The 14,669-nt window shown below is 75.4% G+C and carries 12 protein-coding genes; 5 read left to right on the top strand and 7 right to left on the bottom strand.

Translation table 11 applies throughout. The features are described 5' to 3' along the window. Positions 1 to 235: 235 nt before the first annotated feature. Genes ACF061_RS01530 through ACF061_RS01540 form a run of 3 tightly spaced genes read left to right on the top strand, consistent with a single transcriptional unit; the run spans position 236 to position 5,198 of the window. A complete protein-coding gene (locus tag ACF061_RS01530; RefSeq protein WP_392264747.1) occupies positions 236 to 1,273 on the top strand; it encodes an AAA family ATPase in 1,038 nt (345 codons plus the stop codon). Continuing rightward, positions 1,273 to 2,820 carry a DUF58 domain-containing protein gene (locus ACF061_RS01535; RefSeq protein ID WP_392264748.1) on the top strand — a complete coding sequence of 516 codons (1,548 nt, stop codon included), beginning with the start codon at positions 1,273 to 1,275 and terminating at the stop codon, positions 2,818 to 2,820. The genes ACF061_RS01530 and ACF061_RS01535 overlap by 1 nt, the downstream gene beginning before the upstream one ends. Next, on the top strand, positions 2,817 to 5,198 hold the full coding sequence (locus ACF061_RS01540; protein WP_392264749.1) for a DUF3488 and DUF4129 domain-containing transglutaminase family protein: 2,382 nt from the start codon (positions 2,817 to 2,819) through the stop codon (positions 5,196 to 5,198). Before ACF061_RS01535 ends, ACF061_RS01540 begins: the two co-directional genes overlap by 4 nt. A 430-nt stretch (positions 5,199 to 5,628) precedes the next feature. Here the strand turns inward: ACF061_RS01540 and ACF061_RS01545 are convergent, their stop codons facing one another. From ACF061_RS01545 to ACF061_RS01555, 3 genes are all read right to left on the bottom strand, one after another. Next, positions 5,629 to 6,018: a DUF3040 domain-containing protein gene (locus tag ACF061_RS01545; protein ID WP_392264750.1), complete on the bottom strand. Its 390-nt coding sequence runs from the start codon at positions 6,016 to 6,018 to the stop codon at positions 5,629 to 5,631. A gap of 294 nt (positions 6,019 to 6,312) precedes the next feature. Beyond that, on the bottom strand, positions 6,313 to 7,140 hold the full coding sequence (locus tag ACF061_RS01550) for a methyltransferase (protein WP_392264751.1): 828 nt from the start codon (positions 7,138 to 7,140) through the stop codon (positions 6,313 to 6,315). Positions 7,141 to 7,492: 352 nt separating this feature from the next. Continuing rightward, the gene (locus ACF061_RS01555) at positions 7,493 to 8,083 is read right to left on the bottom strand and encodes an SAV_6107 family HEPN domain-containing protein (protein ID WP_392264752.1); all 591 of its coding nucleotides are present in this window, start codon (positions 8,081 to 8,083) and stop codon (positions 7,493 to 7,495) included. Between the two features lie 380 nt (positions 8,084 to 8,463). On the opposite strand from ACF061_RS01555, the gene ACF061_RS01560 reads away from it, so the two are divergent. Beyond that, positions 8,464 to 9,093 (top strand): TetR/AcrR family transcriptional regulator, encoded by a 630-nt coding sequence (locus tag ACF061_RS01560; protein ID WP_392264753.1) that lies wholly within the window; start codon positions 8,464 to 8,466, stop codon positions 9,091 to 9,093. A 441-nt stretch (positions 9,094 to 9,534) separates the two neighbouring features. Continuing rightward, a complete protein-coding gene (locus tag ACF061_RS01565) occupies positions 9,535 to 11,052 on the top strand; it encodes a phytoene desaturase family protein (RefSeq protein WP_392264754.1) in 1,518 nt (505 codons plus the stop codon). 150 nt (positions 11,053 to 11,202) lie between these two features. Here ACF061_RS01565 and ACF061_RS01570 read toward each other — a convergent pair whose 3' ends face one another. From ACF061_RS01570 to ACF061_RS01585, 4 genes are all read right to left on the bottom strand, one after another. Beyond that, positions 11,203 to 12,186: a hypothetical protein gene (locus tag ACF061_RS01570; protein ID WP_392264755.1), complete on the bottom strand. Its 984-nt coding sequence runs from the start codon at positions 12,184 to 12,186 to the stop codon at positions 11,203 to 11,205. Positions 12,187 to 12,242: 56 nt separating this feature from the next. Then, positions 12,243 to 13,166 (bottom strand): methylenetetrahydrofolate reductase [NAD(P)H], encoded by a 924-nt coding sequence (gene metF, locus ACF061_RS01575; RefSeq protein WP_392264756.1) that lies wholly within the window; start codon positions 13,164 to 13,166, stop codon positions 12,243 to 12,245. Positions 13,167 to 13,427: 261 nt separating this feature from the next. After that, complete coding sequence (gene thiE, locus ACF061_RS01580) at positions 13,428 to 14,084, bottom strand: thiamine phosphate synthase (protein WP_392264757.1); 657 nt, start codon at positions 14,082 to 14,084, stop codon at positions 13,428 to 13,430. Between the two features lie 144 nt (positions 14,085 to 14,228). Then, the gene (locus ACF061_RS01585; RefSeq protein ID WP_392264758.1) at positions 14,229 to 14,594 is read right to left on the bottom strand and encodes an Rv2175c family DNA-binding protein; all 366 of its coding nucleotides are present in this window, start codon (positions 14,592 to 14,594) and stop codon (positions 14,229 to 14,231) included. Between the last annotated feature and the right edge of the window lie 75 nt (positions 14,595 to 14,669).

Consider the following 14,669-nt stretch of genomic DNA (forward strand, 5'->3'; position numbering starts at 1 on the left):
CCGCGGTACGTCAGCTGCGAAAAGTCATAAGACCCGACATATCGCGGCCAGTTGTCCACAGGCGAGTGACACGAATCGGTAACGGCGGCAAGAATGCGGGAGTGACGTCACGCGGAACACTCCGGCGTGCCGTCCTTGTTCGGGGTGGGCCGGTCCGCGCTGCGGGGCGTCGGCCTGGAAAGCTGGGGAACCCCCTGCCCGCCGCAGGGCACGGGGAAGGGCCGAGGAGGGCCGGGTGACGACCTATGACGATCGAGCGAGCCTCACTGATCTGACCGCCACTGTGGAGCGGGTCCGCGGTTCGGTGGAAGGGGTGATCGAGGGCAAGCCCGAGGTCGTACGGCTCGCGCTGACCGTACTGCTCGCCGAGGGACACCTCCTGATCGAGGACGTCCCAGGGGTGGGCAAGACGATGCTCGCCAAGGCGCTGGCGCGGTCCATCGACTGCTCGGTGCGGCGCATCCAGTTCACACCCGACCTGCTGCCGTCGGACATCACCGGTGTGTCCATCTGGGACCAGCAGCGCCGGGACTTCGAGTTCAAGCCGGGCGCCATCTTCGCGCAGATCGTGATCGGCGACGAGATCAACCGCGCCTCGCCCAAGACCCAGTCGGCACTCCTGGAGTCCATGGAGGAGCGCCAGGTCACCATCGACGGGCAGAGCTACGAACTGCCCAGCCCGTTCATGGTGGTCGCCACGCAGAACCCGGTCGAGATGGAGGGCACCTATCCGCTGCCCGAGGCCCAGCGCGACCGCTTCATGGCCCGCGTCTCCATCGGCTACCCCAGCCCGGAGGCCGAGTTGCAGATGCTGGACGTGCACGGCGGGGCGAACCCGCTGGACGACCTGCAACCCGTGGCGCACGCGCACGACGTCGTCAAGCTGATCGACGCCGTGCACGGGGTGCACGTCGCGAGCGCCGTACGGCGGTACGCGGTGGACCTGGTCGCCGCCACCCGCACCCACCCCGATCTCAGACTCGGCGCCTCACCGCGCGCGACGCTGCACCTGCTGCGCGCGGCGAAGGCGTCCGCGGCCCTGAGCGGGAGGGAGTACGCCCTGCCCGACGACGTGCAGGCACTGGCCGGGGCGGTCCTCGCCCACCGGCTGCTGCCCACCGCCCAGGCCCAGCTCAACCGGCGCACCGCGGAACAGGTGGTCCAGGAGATCGTGCGGCACACCCCGGTGCCCGCGGCGGCCCAGGCCGGCGGTGGCCTCGGCGCGGGTCACACCACGCCGGAGTTCGGCCGGCAGCAGCCGCGGAGGCTGTGATGACCGACCCGGGGACGGCGCGCCCGGAGGACGACCGGGAGGGCGGGGGCGGTGTGCGCACCGCGCTGGCCGGTCTGACCACCCGCGGGCGCTCCTTCCTCGCCGCCGGAGTGGCGGCGGCCGTCTGCGCGTACGTCCTCGGCCAGCCCGACCTGCTGCGGGTCGGGCTGCTGCTCGCCGTCCTTCCCCTGGTCTGCGCGGGCGTGCTGTACCGCACCCGCTACCGGGTCGCGGGCAGCCGCCGGCTCGCCCCCGCGCGGGTGCCGGCCGGCACCGAGGCCCGGGTGCACCTGCGGATGGACAACGTCTCCCGGCTGCCGACCGGGCTGCTGATGCTCCAGGACCGGGTGCCGTACGTGCTCGGGCCGCGCCCCCGCTTCGTGCTCGACCGGGTCGAGCCCGGCGGCCGCCGGGAGGTGTCCTACCGGGTCCGCTCCGACCTGCGCGGCCGCTACCCGCTGGGCCCGCTGCAACTGCGCCTGACCGACCCGTTCGGCATGTGCGAGCTGACGCGCTCCTTCGCCACGTCCGACACCCTGACCGTCGTCCCGCGGGTGGCGCCGCTGCCGCCGGTGCGGCTGGGCGGCGAGGCCAAGGGGTACGGCGACGGACGGCAGCGCTCGCCGGCACTGGCGGGCGAGGACGACGTGATCCCGCGCGAGTACCGCTACGGCGACGACCTGCGCCGCGTGCACTGGCGATCCACCGCGCGCCACGGCGAGCTGATGGTGCGCCGCGAGGAGCAGCCGCAGCGCGGCGCCCGGTGCACGGTGCTGCTGGACACCCGGGCGCTGGCCTTCCGGGGCGCGGGCCCCGACTCGGCCTTCGAGTGGGCCGTGTCGGGCGCCGCCTCGGTCCTGGTGCACATGCTGGAGCGGGGCTTCTCGGTGCGGCTGCTGACCGACACGGGCGACTCGGTGCCGGGCGAGAGCGCCGACGGGTTCGCCGGAGCCGGCCAGGAGTCGGCGGACGCGGCCGGGCTGATGATGGACACCCTCGCCGTGATCGACCACTCGGACGGGGCGGGTCTGTCCCGTGCGTACGACGTACTGCGCGGCGGCCACGAGGGCCTGCTGGTCGCCTTCCTCGGCGACCTCGACGAGACGCAGGCCTCGGTGGCCGCGAAGATGCGGCAGCGCAGCGGCGGCGCGATCGCGTTCGTGCTGGACGACGACGCGTGGACCCGGGAACGGGCCGATGTGCCCGGCCCCGGGGACCGCGTCGGCGGCCTGCTGAGGATGCTCCGCGACGCCGGCTGGACCGCGGTGCACGTTCCCCGCGGCGCCGCCGTGGAGGAACTCTGGCGCCGGGCGGACCAGGAGCGCACGAGCGTGGGCACGGCGGGCGCGGGCGGCTGGGGAGCCGGCCACGGCAACGGCTTCGGCCCGGGCTCCGGGAGCCGCCACGCGGCGGACGGCGGCCCGGTCCTCGGGGCGGGATCCGGTGTGACCACCGGGTCCGGCGGGCCTTCGGCCACCGGGGCCGGCCGTGGCGGCCCGGGCGGCGCCGGCCACGGCGGGGCGGGCTTCGGAGAGGGGCGGGCATGAGCGGGCGGACGCGGCTGGCGCTGTGTGCCGCGGCGGCGACACTGATGGCGGCCTGCGCGCTGCTGCCGCTGGTCGATTCCTCGGCGTGGATCCTCCAGGCCGTGCTGTTGCTGGCGGTGCAGTCGGTCGTGGGCGCGCTGACCCGGCGGGCGCCGCTGGCCCGGCCGCTGACCGTGGCGGCGCAGGCCCTGGCCGCCCTGGTCCTGCTGACCCTGGTCTTCGCCCGCGGCCAGGCCATCGCCGGACTGATCCCGGGCCCCGAGGCGTTCCGTCATCTGGCCGACCTGCTGCGCCAGGGCGCGGACGACGTCGGGCGGTACGCGATCCCGGCGCCGCTGTCCGACGGCATCCGGCTGATGCTGGTCGGCGGGGTCCTGGTGATCGGGCTGATCGTGGACACCCTCGCGGTCACCTTCCGCGGCGCGGCCCCCGCGGGTCTGCCCCTGCTCGCCCTGTACTCCGTGGCCGCCGGACTGTCCGACGGCGACTCGGACTGGCTGTGGTTCCTCGTCGCGGCCGCCGGTTATCTGATGCTGCTGCTGGCCGAGGGCCGCGACCGGCTCTCGCAGTGGGGCCGGGTGTTCGGCGGGGCGTCGGCGGCGGGCGGGGAGCGCCGCGGCATCGGGGCGCCGTTGCGCACCGGGCGCCGCATCGGCGCCCTAGCGCTGGGCGTCGCCCTGGTGGTGCCGCTCGCCCTGCCGGCCATGCGGGGCGGTCTGCTGGGCCCCGCCGGGACGGGCGTCGGCTCCGGAGCCGGGGACGGCGGCACGATCTCCGCGGTGAACCCGCTCGTCTCGCTGCGCGACAGTCTGAACGTCAACGAGGACCGCACGGTCCTGAGCCTGCGCACCAACGCGGCGGACGCCTCCGACCTGTACCTGCGCATCGTGTCCCTGGACGACTTCGACGGCACCACCTGGAAGCCCTCCCAGCGGCACATCGTCGGTGTGCCCGACCCGCTGCCCGCCCCGGCCGGTCTCGGCGCCGGCGTCAGGCGCGCGGAGATCACGACGACGGTCTCCGCGGCCGACTGGTACGCCCAGGACTGGCTCCCGATGCCGTACCCGCCGAGCGGCGTGCGGATCAAGGGAAGTTGGCGCTACGAACCCGTGGGCATGACGCTGGTCGGCGACCACGGACAGAACACGCGCGGCGCGACGTACCAGGTGAAGAGCCTGGACGTACAGCCGACGGCGGAGCAGCTCGCCGCGGCGCCGAGCCCGCCGTCGGCGCTGAGGCGCGAGTACACCAAGGTGCCCCGGTCGCTGCCGGGAGTCGTCGCGGTGACCGCGCGCGCGGTCACCGACGGAGCGGCCGACCACTACGAGCAGGCGGTCAAGCTCCAGAACTGGTTCGCCTCCGACGGCGGCTTCCAGTACGACACCCAGGTCGAGGCGGGCAGCGGCTCGCAGGCGATAGCGCGGTTCCTGAAGGACAGACGGGGCTTCTGCGTGCACTTCTCCTTCGCGATGGCCGCGATGGCCCGCACGCTCGGCATCCCGGCCCGGGTGGCGGTGGGCTTCGCGCCCGGCTCGCCGCAGGGCGACGGCACCGTCGCGGTGAGTCTGAAGGACGCGCACGCCTGGCCCGAGCTGTACTTCGAGGGCATCGGCTGGACCCGCTTCGAGCCGACCCCGACGCGCGGCACGACGCCGCAGTACACCCAGTCCGAGACACCGGGCACGAGCCTGCCGAACCCGACGACGCCCTCCGAGCAGGCGAGCGCCGCGCCGTCCGCCGCACCCTCGGCGAGCGCGGAGTGCCCGCCGACGCTGAAGCGGCTGCACGAGTGCCCGGACCCGTCGCCGCAGGCCGCGGCGCCGGTCGGGGACGGTGGTCCCCGGTGGTACGCGGTGGCGGCGTGGACCCTGGGCGGAGCGGCCGTCGTCGTGCTTCCGCTGCTGCCGCTGCTGTGGCGCAGGCGGATGCGCTCCGTCCGGCTCGGCGCGCACCGGCGGGGCGCGGCGGACGCCGGACCGCACGTCCTGGCCGTCTGGCAGGAACTGACCGACACCGCCTGGGACTTCGGGATCCCGCCGGACGACTCGCAGACCCCGCGCAAGGCGGCCGAGCGGATCGTCCTGCTCGGGCGGCTCGCCCCGGAGGCCGCCGCCTCGGTGCACCGGCTGGCGGACGCCGTGGAGCAGGTCCTGTACGCTCCGCGTCCCCGTCCGGTGGCCGGCCTCGCCGAGGACGTCCGCCGGGCCGCCGGGGGGCTGCGGGCCACGGCCTCCCGCGGCGCCCGGGTGCGCGCCGTGCTCGCCCCTCGCTCCGCCGCCCGGCTGATCTGGGCGCTCTGGTCCCGGTGGGCGACGCTGAGGTCCCGGGCCACGGCCCTGCGCCCGGCCCTGCGCCGCCCGTCGCGCCAGCAGGGCTGACGCGCGCCCCCGCCGGCCGGCGCCCTGCCGTAGCGCGCCGGGCCGGCGCCCTTCGGTAGCGGCGAGCAGCGCCCCGCCCGGCGGGGCGCTGCTCCTACGGGCAGGGGCCACCGCCCCGGCGGCGGGCCGGCGGCTGTACGACCCGGCGACGGTGGCAGGCCCGGCGACGGTACCGACCCGATGGCAGGGGCCGGGCCGAGGGGCGGAACCGAGCCGGCGCGAGCGAGCGGCCCCCCGGCCGGTGCGGGCCGACAGCGGCCCGGCAGCGGGACGGCTCGCGGACGCCGGTCGTGCGGGCGGGTGTGCGGGACCGGCGCCGTGGCGCGCGAGTGCCCGCGCCCCGGGGTGCGATCGTTCGCGGACATGGGTGAGGGGCCGACCACCCGTGGTGATCAGCCCCTCATCGATGGCTCGGTTCCGGCTTCGCCGCCTAGTGGCCCTGCTCGTCCCGGCGGCGCTGCCAGCGCTGTTCGATGCGGTCCATCATGGATCGCTTCGGTCTGACCTGACGGCGGGCATGCGGGCCGCCGACGGGCTGCTCGCCCGGCTTGGGGGCCTTGCGCCAGCCGGTCACGGCCAGCACCGCACACCCGAGCATGACCAGGAAGCCCACCACGCTCACCCACGTCCGCTGGGTGACCACACCCGCCATGAGGAGCGCGATACCCACGAGGAAGCCCGCGACCGCCTGGTAGACCCGCCGCCGGGTGTACGTACGCAGCCCGCTTCCCTCGAGCGCCGACGCGAACTTGGGATCTTCGGCGTACAGCGCTCGCTCCATCTGCTCGAGCATGCGCTGCTCGTGCTCCGAGAGCGGCACGGAGTCCTCCTCATCGTGCAGTCGCCGGGGCGACCCGGGGGGTCCCTTCAGGATAGGCAGGGAATCGCCCCCGTGAAACCCGCCCCTCTACGCCAATTGGCCAACCCGGTCCGCCACGGCGGCCCCGGCTCGCTGAGGCTTCCATTCCCCAGCGGCGGACCCGTCATGCCGGACGGTCTCCCCCGATCATACGGCGCGCCGTCCGGGAGCGGGGGGCCTGTGGTGACTCCATGCCCGGCCGCGACGCCGGTCAGCGCCCCGTCGCCCGAGCGGCCCCGGGCCCCGGGGTAGGACTCAGGCCCCCGCTGTGCCCCCGGTCTCACCGAGCACATGCAACTGCGTGGCCACGGAGTGGAACGCCGGCAGCTCGGCCGCCGCCGCCTCCAGTTCCAGCAGCGCGTCCAGGGCCCCGGGCTCGGTGTCCACCAGCACGCCGGGCACCAGGTCGGCGAAGACCCGCACGCCGTGCACCGCGCCCACCGTCAGCCCCGCGCCCTCGACGAGCGCGGTGAGCTGCTCGGTGGTGAAGCGGCGCGGCACCGGATCGCCCTCGCCCCAGCGTCCGTCGGGGTCGCCCAGGGCCTGCCGCGCCTCCTTGAAATGACCGGCCAGGGCACGTGCGAGCACGGCACCGCCGAGACCCGCGGCGAGCAGGCTGAGGACGCCCTCGGCGCGCAGGGCGGCGACCGCGTTGCGCACGCCCTCGGCGGGGTCGTCGACGTACTCCAGGACACCGTGGCAGAGCACCGCGTCGTAGCCGCCGCGCTCGACCACGTCGAAGAGCCCGTGCGCGTCGCCCTGCACGCCTCGCACCCGGTCGGCGACACCGGCCTCCGCGGCGCGGCGCTCCAGCGCGAACAGCGCGTTCGGGCTGGGGTCGACGACGGTGACCCGGTGGCCGAGGTGGGCCACCGGGACGGCGAAGTTGCCGCTGCCCCCGCCGGTGTCGAGGACGTCCAGGGACTCCCGGCCCGTGGCCTTGACCCGCCGGTCGAGGGCGTCCCGCAGGACCTCCCAGACCACGGCGGTACGGACGGAGGCGCGAGGGCGCGAGGGGTCGGAGCGCAGCGACGTCGATCGAGCGTGGTGGTGGGAGACGGGCGGGCGCATCGGGTCCGACACGGCAGTTGACTCCTCGAGGCGGCACCGCCTCTGGCACGGCGGGGCGATCGGGCTGCCTGCCCGGCCCGGGAATCGGGAGGCGGGAAGGCTTCAGGCGCCTTCCACCCTATTGCCTCCTGCGCCCGTCCCGCCCGCCGCCTCGGAGCCGGCAGCCGCCCAGCCCGCCGCCTGGAAGCCGGTGACCGTCCCGCCCGCCGCCTCGGAGCCGCTGACCGCCCAGTCCACCGCCTCGGACCCGCCCGGTCCGCGCGCAGCCTCGGAGCCGCTGACCGCCCCGCCCGCCGCCGCGGGCCCGCCCGGTCCGCCGGATCCCCCGGGTCCGCCCGGACCGTCGCCCCGTCCCGACGGCCGCTCAGCCCGCGTCGGGGAGGTCGCGGCGGCCGATCGGGCCCGCTCCGGGGGCGCCGGGACGGGCGGCGCCGTCCTCCTGGGGACCCGGGCGGGGCTGCGGCAGTACCGGTTGGAGGACCAGCAGCCGCTCCACGATGCGGACGAACATCGACACGTCGCGTATCAGGTCGTCGGCGTCCCGGCGGCCGGCCGCGCCCTGGACGCCGGCCTCGGCCAGCGCGCGGCGGCGGGCGCCGGAGGCGAACAGGGCGCTCCACTCGGTGAGTTCGGGCGCGATCTCGGGGAGGACCTCCCAGGCGCTGCGGATCCGGGCGCGACGCCTCGGGCTGGTCTCGGGGCGGCCGCGTGCGGCGAGCACGGCCGCGGCGGTGCGCAGGGCGGCGAGGTGGGCCGTCGCATAGCGCTCGTTCGGTGTGTCCAGGACGGTGGCCTCCTCGAGCCCCGCGCGGGCCTGGGCGAGCAGGTCGAGTGCGGCGGGCGGGGCCGTGGCCCGGCGGAGCACGGGGTGCACGTCGCTCGCCGGGCCGGTCAGTGAGGGGGCAGGGCCGGAAGCGCGGCGCCGGCCGGCGGCGGCTGCGGACGAGTTGGCCATGACGAACCTCCTGTCGTCTGGGTGACGGCACAGGTGCCGTATGTACCCATCGTGAGGTATGCCACTGACAATCCGTTCTGACCTGGGCTTTTTGCTTGGGTCGTGAAATCGGGGGCATGTTCCGCACCGATCGGCCGGTGAGAACTCTTCGGGGAGAGGCCGGTCACCGGCGACGGCCGAGGCCCGGTCCGGACGGCCCGCGCGGTGCTCGCGGGCTTCACCGCGGCCGCCCTGACGCCGACCGCGCCGCCGGCCACGCCCCGGCGGGCGCGGCCCGTGGACCGGCCGCTCCCCGGGCCGAGCGTGTGACCGCGTCGCCCATCCGCCCTCGCACCCCCGTCCGGCCCGCCGGGGAGTCGGCACCTGTGAGAATCGGGGCCATGGAACGCAGCAGCACCGCGCCGGGCGGCCGTACCCGCCGCGAGGCCACTCGGCAGAAGCTCTACGAGGCGGCCGTCACGCTCATCGCCGAGCAGGGCTTCTCCGCCACCACGGTGGACGAGATCGCCGAGCGGGCCGGGGTCGCCAAGGGCACCGTCTACTACAACTTCGCGAGCAAGTCGGTCCTCTTCGAGGAGCTGCTGCGGCACGGCGTGGGACTCCTCACCGCCTCCCTCCGCGAGGCGTCCGAGCGGACGCGGCAGGCGGGCCGCGGCCGGGTCGACGCCCTGGACGCGATGATCCGGGCCGGGCTCGTCTTCATCGACCGCTATCCCGCGTTCACCCAGCTGTACGTGGCCGAGCTGTGGCGCACCAACCGGGCCTGGCAGTCCACCCTCATGGTGGTCCGGCAGGAGGCGGTGGCGGTCGTGGAGGACGTCCTGCGCGAGGGCGTGGCGAACGGCGAGTTCAGCGAGGAGATCGACGTCCCGCTGACCGCCGCGGCGCTGGTGGGCATGGTGCTGGTGGCCGCCCTGGACTGGAAGTCCTTCCAGCCCGAACGTTCCCTGGACGACGTCCACGCGGCGCTGTCGCGACTCCTCCAGGGCAGGGTCAGCGGCACCCGCTGAGGCCACGCCGTCGAGCCTCCGGCATCGGCGGGGGCCTCCGCACGGCCGGGGACGCCGGGGAGCGCCGGTCCGCCGCGGCCCGTTCCTCCCCCGTGGGCCACCGCGCACCGGCGCTCTCCCGCTCCCCCGCCGGGCCCCCGATCGGTCCGTTCCGGGTTCCCCCGTGCCTCGCTCCCGCCGACGCGAGCCGGCGGAAGGAGCGGTCCGGGGTGGCGCCGTTCCGCCGCCCCGTGTCGGCGGTGCGGCGCCGTGCCCCTTTCCGTGCCCCCACTCTCTCCTCAGCGCGGGCCGGGCCCCATCCGCGCGCGTACTCATCTCCGTGCCTAGGTACCCGTACTCAGCCCTGGGCGCCCGCCCCGGACAGCGCGCCACCGACCGCGGAACCCGCTGGTCACCGCCCCGGAGCGGGGGTTGCCCGCGGTGGCCGATAAAGTCGCCGGCATGGCACGGATTGCGGTGATCGGCGCCGGGCTGGGCGCGATGGCGGCCGCCGCCCGGCTGGCCGTCGCGGGCCACCGGGTGACGGTGTACGAACGTACGGAGACCTTCGGCGGCGCGGTGCGCCGCTTCGAGCGGGACGGCTTCGCCTTCGACACCGGCCCGGGACTGCTCCCGCTGCCCGCGGTCTACCGCGACCTGTTCGTCAAGACCGGCAAGGAGCCGTTGGAGGACCGGGTCGACCTGGTCCAGGTCGACCCGTCGGCACGGCACGTCTTCGCGGACGGCACGACCGTGGCGCTGCCCAACGCCTCGCGCGCGGGTGTCGTGTCCGCGCTGGACGAGGCGCTCGGGGCGGGGGCCGGGCAGCGCTGGGGCGACTTCCTGGTGCGGGCGCGCGAGGCCTGGGACCGTACCCGCAGGCCGCTCCTGGAGGAGCCGCTGTGGCCCAACTGGTCGGTGCTGGCCGAACGGGAGCCCTACCCCGCGGTGCCGCACAAGCGGCTGCTGCGCACCCGGCGGGCCGCCACGCTCGCCGAGGTCGGCGCCTGGGAGCTGCGCGACCCCCGTCTCGCCGCGCTGCTGGAGAGCCACGCGCTCGCCTACGGCCTCGATCCCCGGACCGCTCCGGCGAGCGCGGCCGTGCTGCCGTACATGGAGCACGCCTTCGGCATCTGGTACGTCCGTGGCGGCCTGCGCGAACTGGCCCGCGCGGTCCACGAGCGGTGCTTGGCCCGCAGGGTGGCGTTCGCCTTCGGCGCCGAGGTCGCGCGGGTCCTGGTGCGCGGCGGCCGGGTGGCGGGCGTGGAGCTGGCCGACGGGAGCACGGCGGAGGCCGAGTTCGTGGTCGCCGGTGTCCCGCCGGAGGAGCTGAGCCGCTTCGTCGGGGGCGCCGCGGTGCGCGACGGCGGAGCGGTGCCGCCGCGGCACGGGCTGCCGAGCCGCCTGACCGTGCTGCTGGCGCTGCGCGGCGGCCGTCCCGAGGGGACCGCCCATCGCACGGTGGTGCACGCACCGGAGCGCGAGGCGGAGTTGGAGGGGCTGTTCGGCACGCCGTCGGGGACGGCCGCCCGCCCGACCGTGACCGTTCTGCGGCCCGACGACACGGGCCTGGTTCCGGACGCCGGCCACGAGGCGGTGACGCTGACGTCGCTCGTGCCCGCTCGGCCCGGTGCGGGGGGCCGGGCCGAGGAGCAGGGCTTCGACGACCACGTCCGAGACATGATCGCGGTCGCCGAGCGCGCCGTGCCCGGACTGCGCGACCGGCTCCTGTGGCACGAGGTCCGCACTCCGGCCGACATCGCCCGGGAGACCGGGGCGGCGGGAGGAGCGGTGCCGCCGCCCGCGCTGGCCGCCGCTCGGGGACGGCTGCTGCACCCCGCCAACACCACTGGGGTTCGGGGGCTGTTCGCCGTGGGCGGCTGGTCGCACCCGGGAGGCGGGCTGCCGCACGCCGGGATGTCGGGGGCGCTGGTGGCCGGACTGATCGTGGAGGGGCCGGAGTTCCGCGGCTCGCAGTGAGCACGGCCCGGCGCTCGGCCCGCTCCGGCGGTGAGCCGGACCCGGCCGCCGGGCCGTGCCGACGACTCCCGGGACTCGCACGTCCGCTCCGGCGGTAGGCCGGGGCCGGCCCGGCCCCGGCCCGGCGGTGGGACGGCGGTGGGACGGTCCTCAGAAGCGGTACTGCTCGTCGAAGCCGGCGCCGTGCTGCGTCTGGCCCTGCCCGTTGCCCTGGTACGGGTAGGGAGGCTGCTCCGGCGGGAGCCCGCCGCCGGGCGAGCCGTCCCCGCGCTGCTGCGGGACCCACACCCCGCCGGCCGGCGTCTCTCCGCCGTAACCACCCGTGGCGTACGGGTCCTGCGTGGCGTAGGGGGTGTCGTAGGAGGCGCCGCCGTAGGTGGTCTGGTCGCCGCCGTACGGGTCGGCGTAACCGGCGTGGCCCGGCTGGCCGGTGCTGCCGTCGTAGCCGTAACCCTGCTGCCCGTAGCCGGAGTAGTCGTATCCGTAGCCCTGGTCGGCGCCCTGGGCGGCGGCGTAGTGCTCCTGGGTTCCGTAGACGCCGTAGGAGCCGGTGTCGTCGGGCAGCGGCAGCGGTTCGTAGACGGCGGTGGTGGCCCCGGCCGCCGCGGGCTCGACCGGGCGGACGGGGGTGAACACGTCGTCGCGGTCGAGGTCGTCGTCGTGCCCGTAGGCCGGGACGTGAGCGTCGCCGCCGGGCAGGCCGCCCGCCGTGTCCGGGCCGTCCGCGTGGCCGGTGGCGTCCGTGCCCCGCACGGTGTCCGCGGCGTCGAAGCCGCCGTCGGCGACGGCCGTCTCGACTCCGGCGGTCTCCGGGCCCGCTTCCTTGTTCTTCCGCTCGGCCCTGCCCCGGCGGCGCTTGGCGCCCTCACCGTCCGGCCCCGGCCGGCTGACCGCCCAACCCGCCGCGAAACCCCGGCGGAAGGACAGCGTCACATAGGTCTGCCCCACCGCGAAGGCGGCCGTGCCCAGGCCGATGACCAGGACGGAGGGCATCAGCACGCCGAGTACGACGCACAGGAACCCGGCGAACGCCAGGAGCCGCCAGCGCAGCCGCGCCTTGTACTGCAGCAGCACCTCGCCGAGCAGCCACAGCGCGACGATGCCGAACGCGATGTAGAGGACCGTCCAGCCCATGTACGCCCCTCTCCCAGTGGCCGCTCCGCAGTGTGTCGTACGCGGGTACGGCCGGTCTAGGCCCGCGGCGGGTGGTGCAGGCCCAGGTTCTCGTAGATTTCCAGGGTCGCCGTGGAGTTGTTGAGCGTGATGAAGTGCAGTCCGGGCACTCCTTCGGCCAGCAGCCGCGCGCAGAACTCGGTGGCGAACTCGATCCCCATGGAGCGTACCGCCGTTGGATCGTCCTTCGCCGCGAGGATGCGTTCTTTCAGGGCGTCGGGGATGGCGGCGTTGCTGAGCTTGGGCAGCCGTTCGAGCATCTTCACGCTCGTGACCGGCATGACCTCGGGGATGACCGGGGTCTCGCAGCCGGCGGCGGCGACCCGGTCGCGGAGCGCGAGATAGGACTCCGGCTGGAAGAACATCTGGGTGATGGCGTAGTCGGCGCCCGCGCGGCACTTGTCCACGAAGTGCGCGACGTCCGTGTCCCAGTCGGCCGAGCGCGGATGCATCTCCGGGAAGGCCGCCACGCCGACGCAGAAGTCACCCGACTCCTTGATGAGCCGGACGAGTTCGGCCGCGTAGGTCAGCCCGCGCGGGTGCGGGACCCAATCGGCCATCGGGTCGCCCGGCGGGTCGCCGCGCACGGCGAGCATGTTGCGGATCCCGGCGTCGGCGTACTGGCCGATGATGTTGCGCAGTTCGGCGATCGAGTGGTTGACGGCGGTGAGGTGGGCGACCGGCGTGAGCGTGGTGTCGGCGACGATCTGCTGGGTCGCCCGGACCGTGCCCGCGCGGGTGGAACCGCCGGCGCCGTACGTCACGGAGATGAAGTCGGGGGCGACCGCCTCGACCCTGCGCAGCGCGTTCCACAGGTTGCGCTCGCCCTTCTCCGTCTTCGGTGCCCAGAACTCGAACGAGTAGGTGCTCTTGCCGGCAGCGAGCATGTCACGCACGGTGCGTGCGCGATCAGTCCTGGTGGATGCGGTTCCGAGGGCCATAGTCGCAGGCTATCCACAGGGCGGCGGTCCCCCAACCGGGCACCGGAAATTTGACCGAATTGTCGTCTTCTTGTCCACCCATCGGACACCGCGGGCCCGGAAGCCGACCGTGGGGCCGGCTCGCGTCCGGAGGCCGGGCGGGAGGCAACGGCCGGCCGCGCGGGCACGGCCGGCGGGGCGGGCTCCGCCACGGCCGCCGGGCCGGCACTGCCGGTCGGAGCGGGCTCGGCCGGCCGCCGGGCGAGCGGGACGGGCCCGGCCCTAGGCGAACTGCCGCAGCCGCTTGGCGAACTCGGCCGCGGCCGCGCCGGGGTCGTCGGCCTCGGTGACGGCCCGCACCACGACGACCCGCCGGGCGCCGGCCTCCAGCACCTCGTCGAGGTTGCCGAGGTCGATGCCGCCGATGGCGAACCAGGGGCGGTCGGTGCCCAGGGAGGCGGTGTACCGGACCAGACCGAGACCGGGGGCGGGGCGCCCGGGCTTGGTGGGGGTGGGCCAGCAGGGGCCCGTGCAGAAGTAGTCCACGCCGTCCTGCGTCGCGGCCGCGGCCGCCTCGGCCTCGGCGTGCGTGGAGCGGCCGATCAGGACGTCGTCGCCGAGTATCGCGCGGGCCGCCGGAACCGGCAGGTCGCCCTGGCCGAGGTGCAGGACGTCGGCGCCGGCGGCGTGGGCGACGTCCGCGCGGTCGTTGACCGCGAGGAGCCTGCCGTGGCGGGCGCAGGCGTCGGCGAACACCTCCAGGTGCTCCAGTTCCTCCCCGGCCTCCATGCCCTTGTCCCGCAGCTGCACGACGTCCACTCCGCCGGCCAGCACCGCGTCGAGGAACTCGGGCAGGTCGCCCTGGCTCCTGCGGGCGTCGGTGCACAGGTACAGGCGCGCGTCGGCGAGCCGGTCGCGGGCGGCTGCGGTGTCGGACATGTGTGGGTCCCCCCGGTGTCGGTGCTGTGCCGTGCGGCACGCCGGCGCGCCGCCGGCGGTGTGGTGGAGGCGTACGGGCCGCGGCCCGGGCGGGCCCACGGCCCGGCCGGAGCCGCGGCCCGTACGCCGGACGCGGTCACCCGGTCAGACGGCGAGCGCCTGGGCGCGGCGCTTCACCTCCGTGCCGCGATTCTCGCTCAGGGCCTGCGCGGGAGTGCCGGGCAGGGTCGGGTCGGGGGTGAACAGCCACTCGATCATCTCTTCGACCGTGAAGCCGTCGTCACGCAGGAGCGTCAGGGTCCCGGACAGGCCCTTGACGACCTTGTCGTCGTCGATGAAGGCGGCGGGGACGTGCAGGGCCCGGTTCTCACCCCGGCGTACGGCGATGAGCTGGCCCTCCTTGACCAGCTGCCGCACCCTTGTCACCTCGACGCCGAGCATTTCGGCGATGTCGGGCAGGGTGAGCCAGGTGGGCACTAGAGCATCGATCTTGGCGTCAATCTCGGTCACGGAACCAAGCGTGCCATCTGCCACCGACAGTCGGAAGTCAGCCCCGCCCGCCCGGGAGGACGTCACCCGGTGTGA

This window comes from Streptomyces sp. NPDC015220, assembly GCF_043079345.1.
GTDB lineage: Bacteria > Actinomycetota > Actinomycetes > Streptomycetales > Streptomycetaceae > Streptomyces.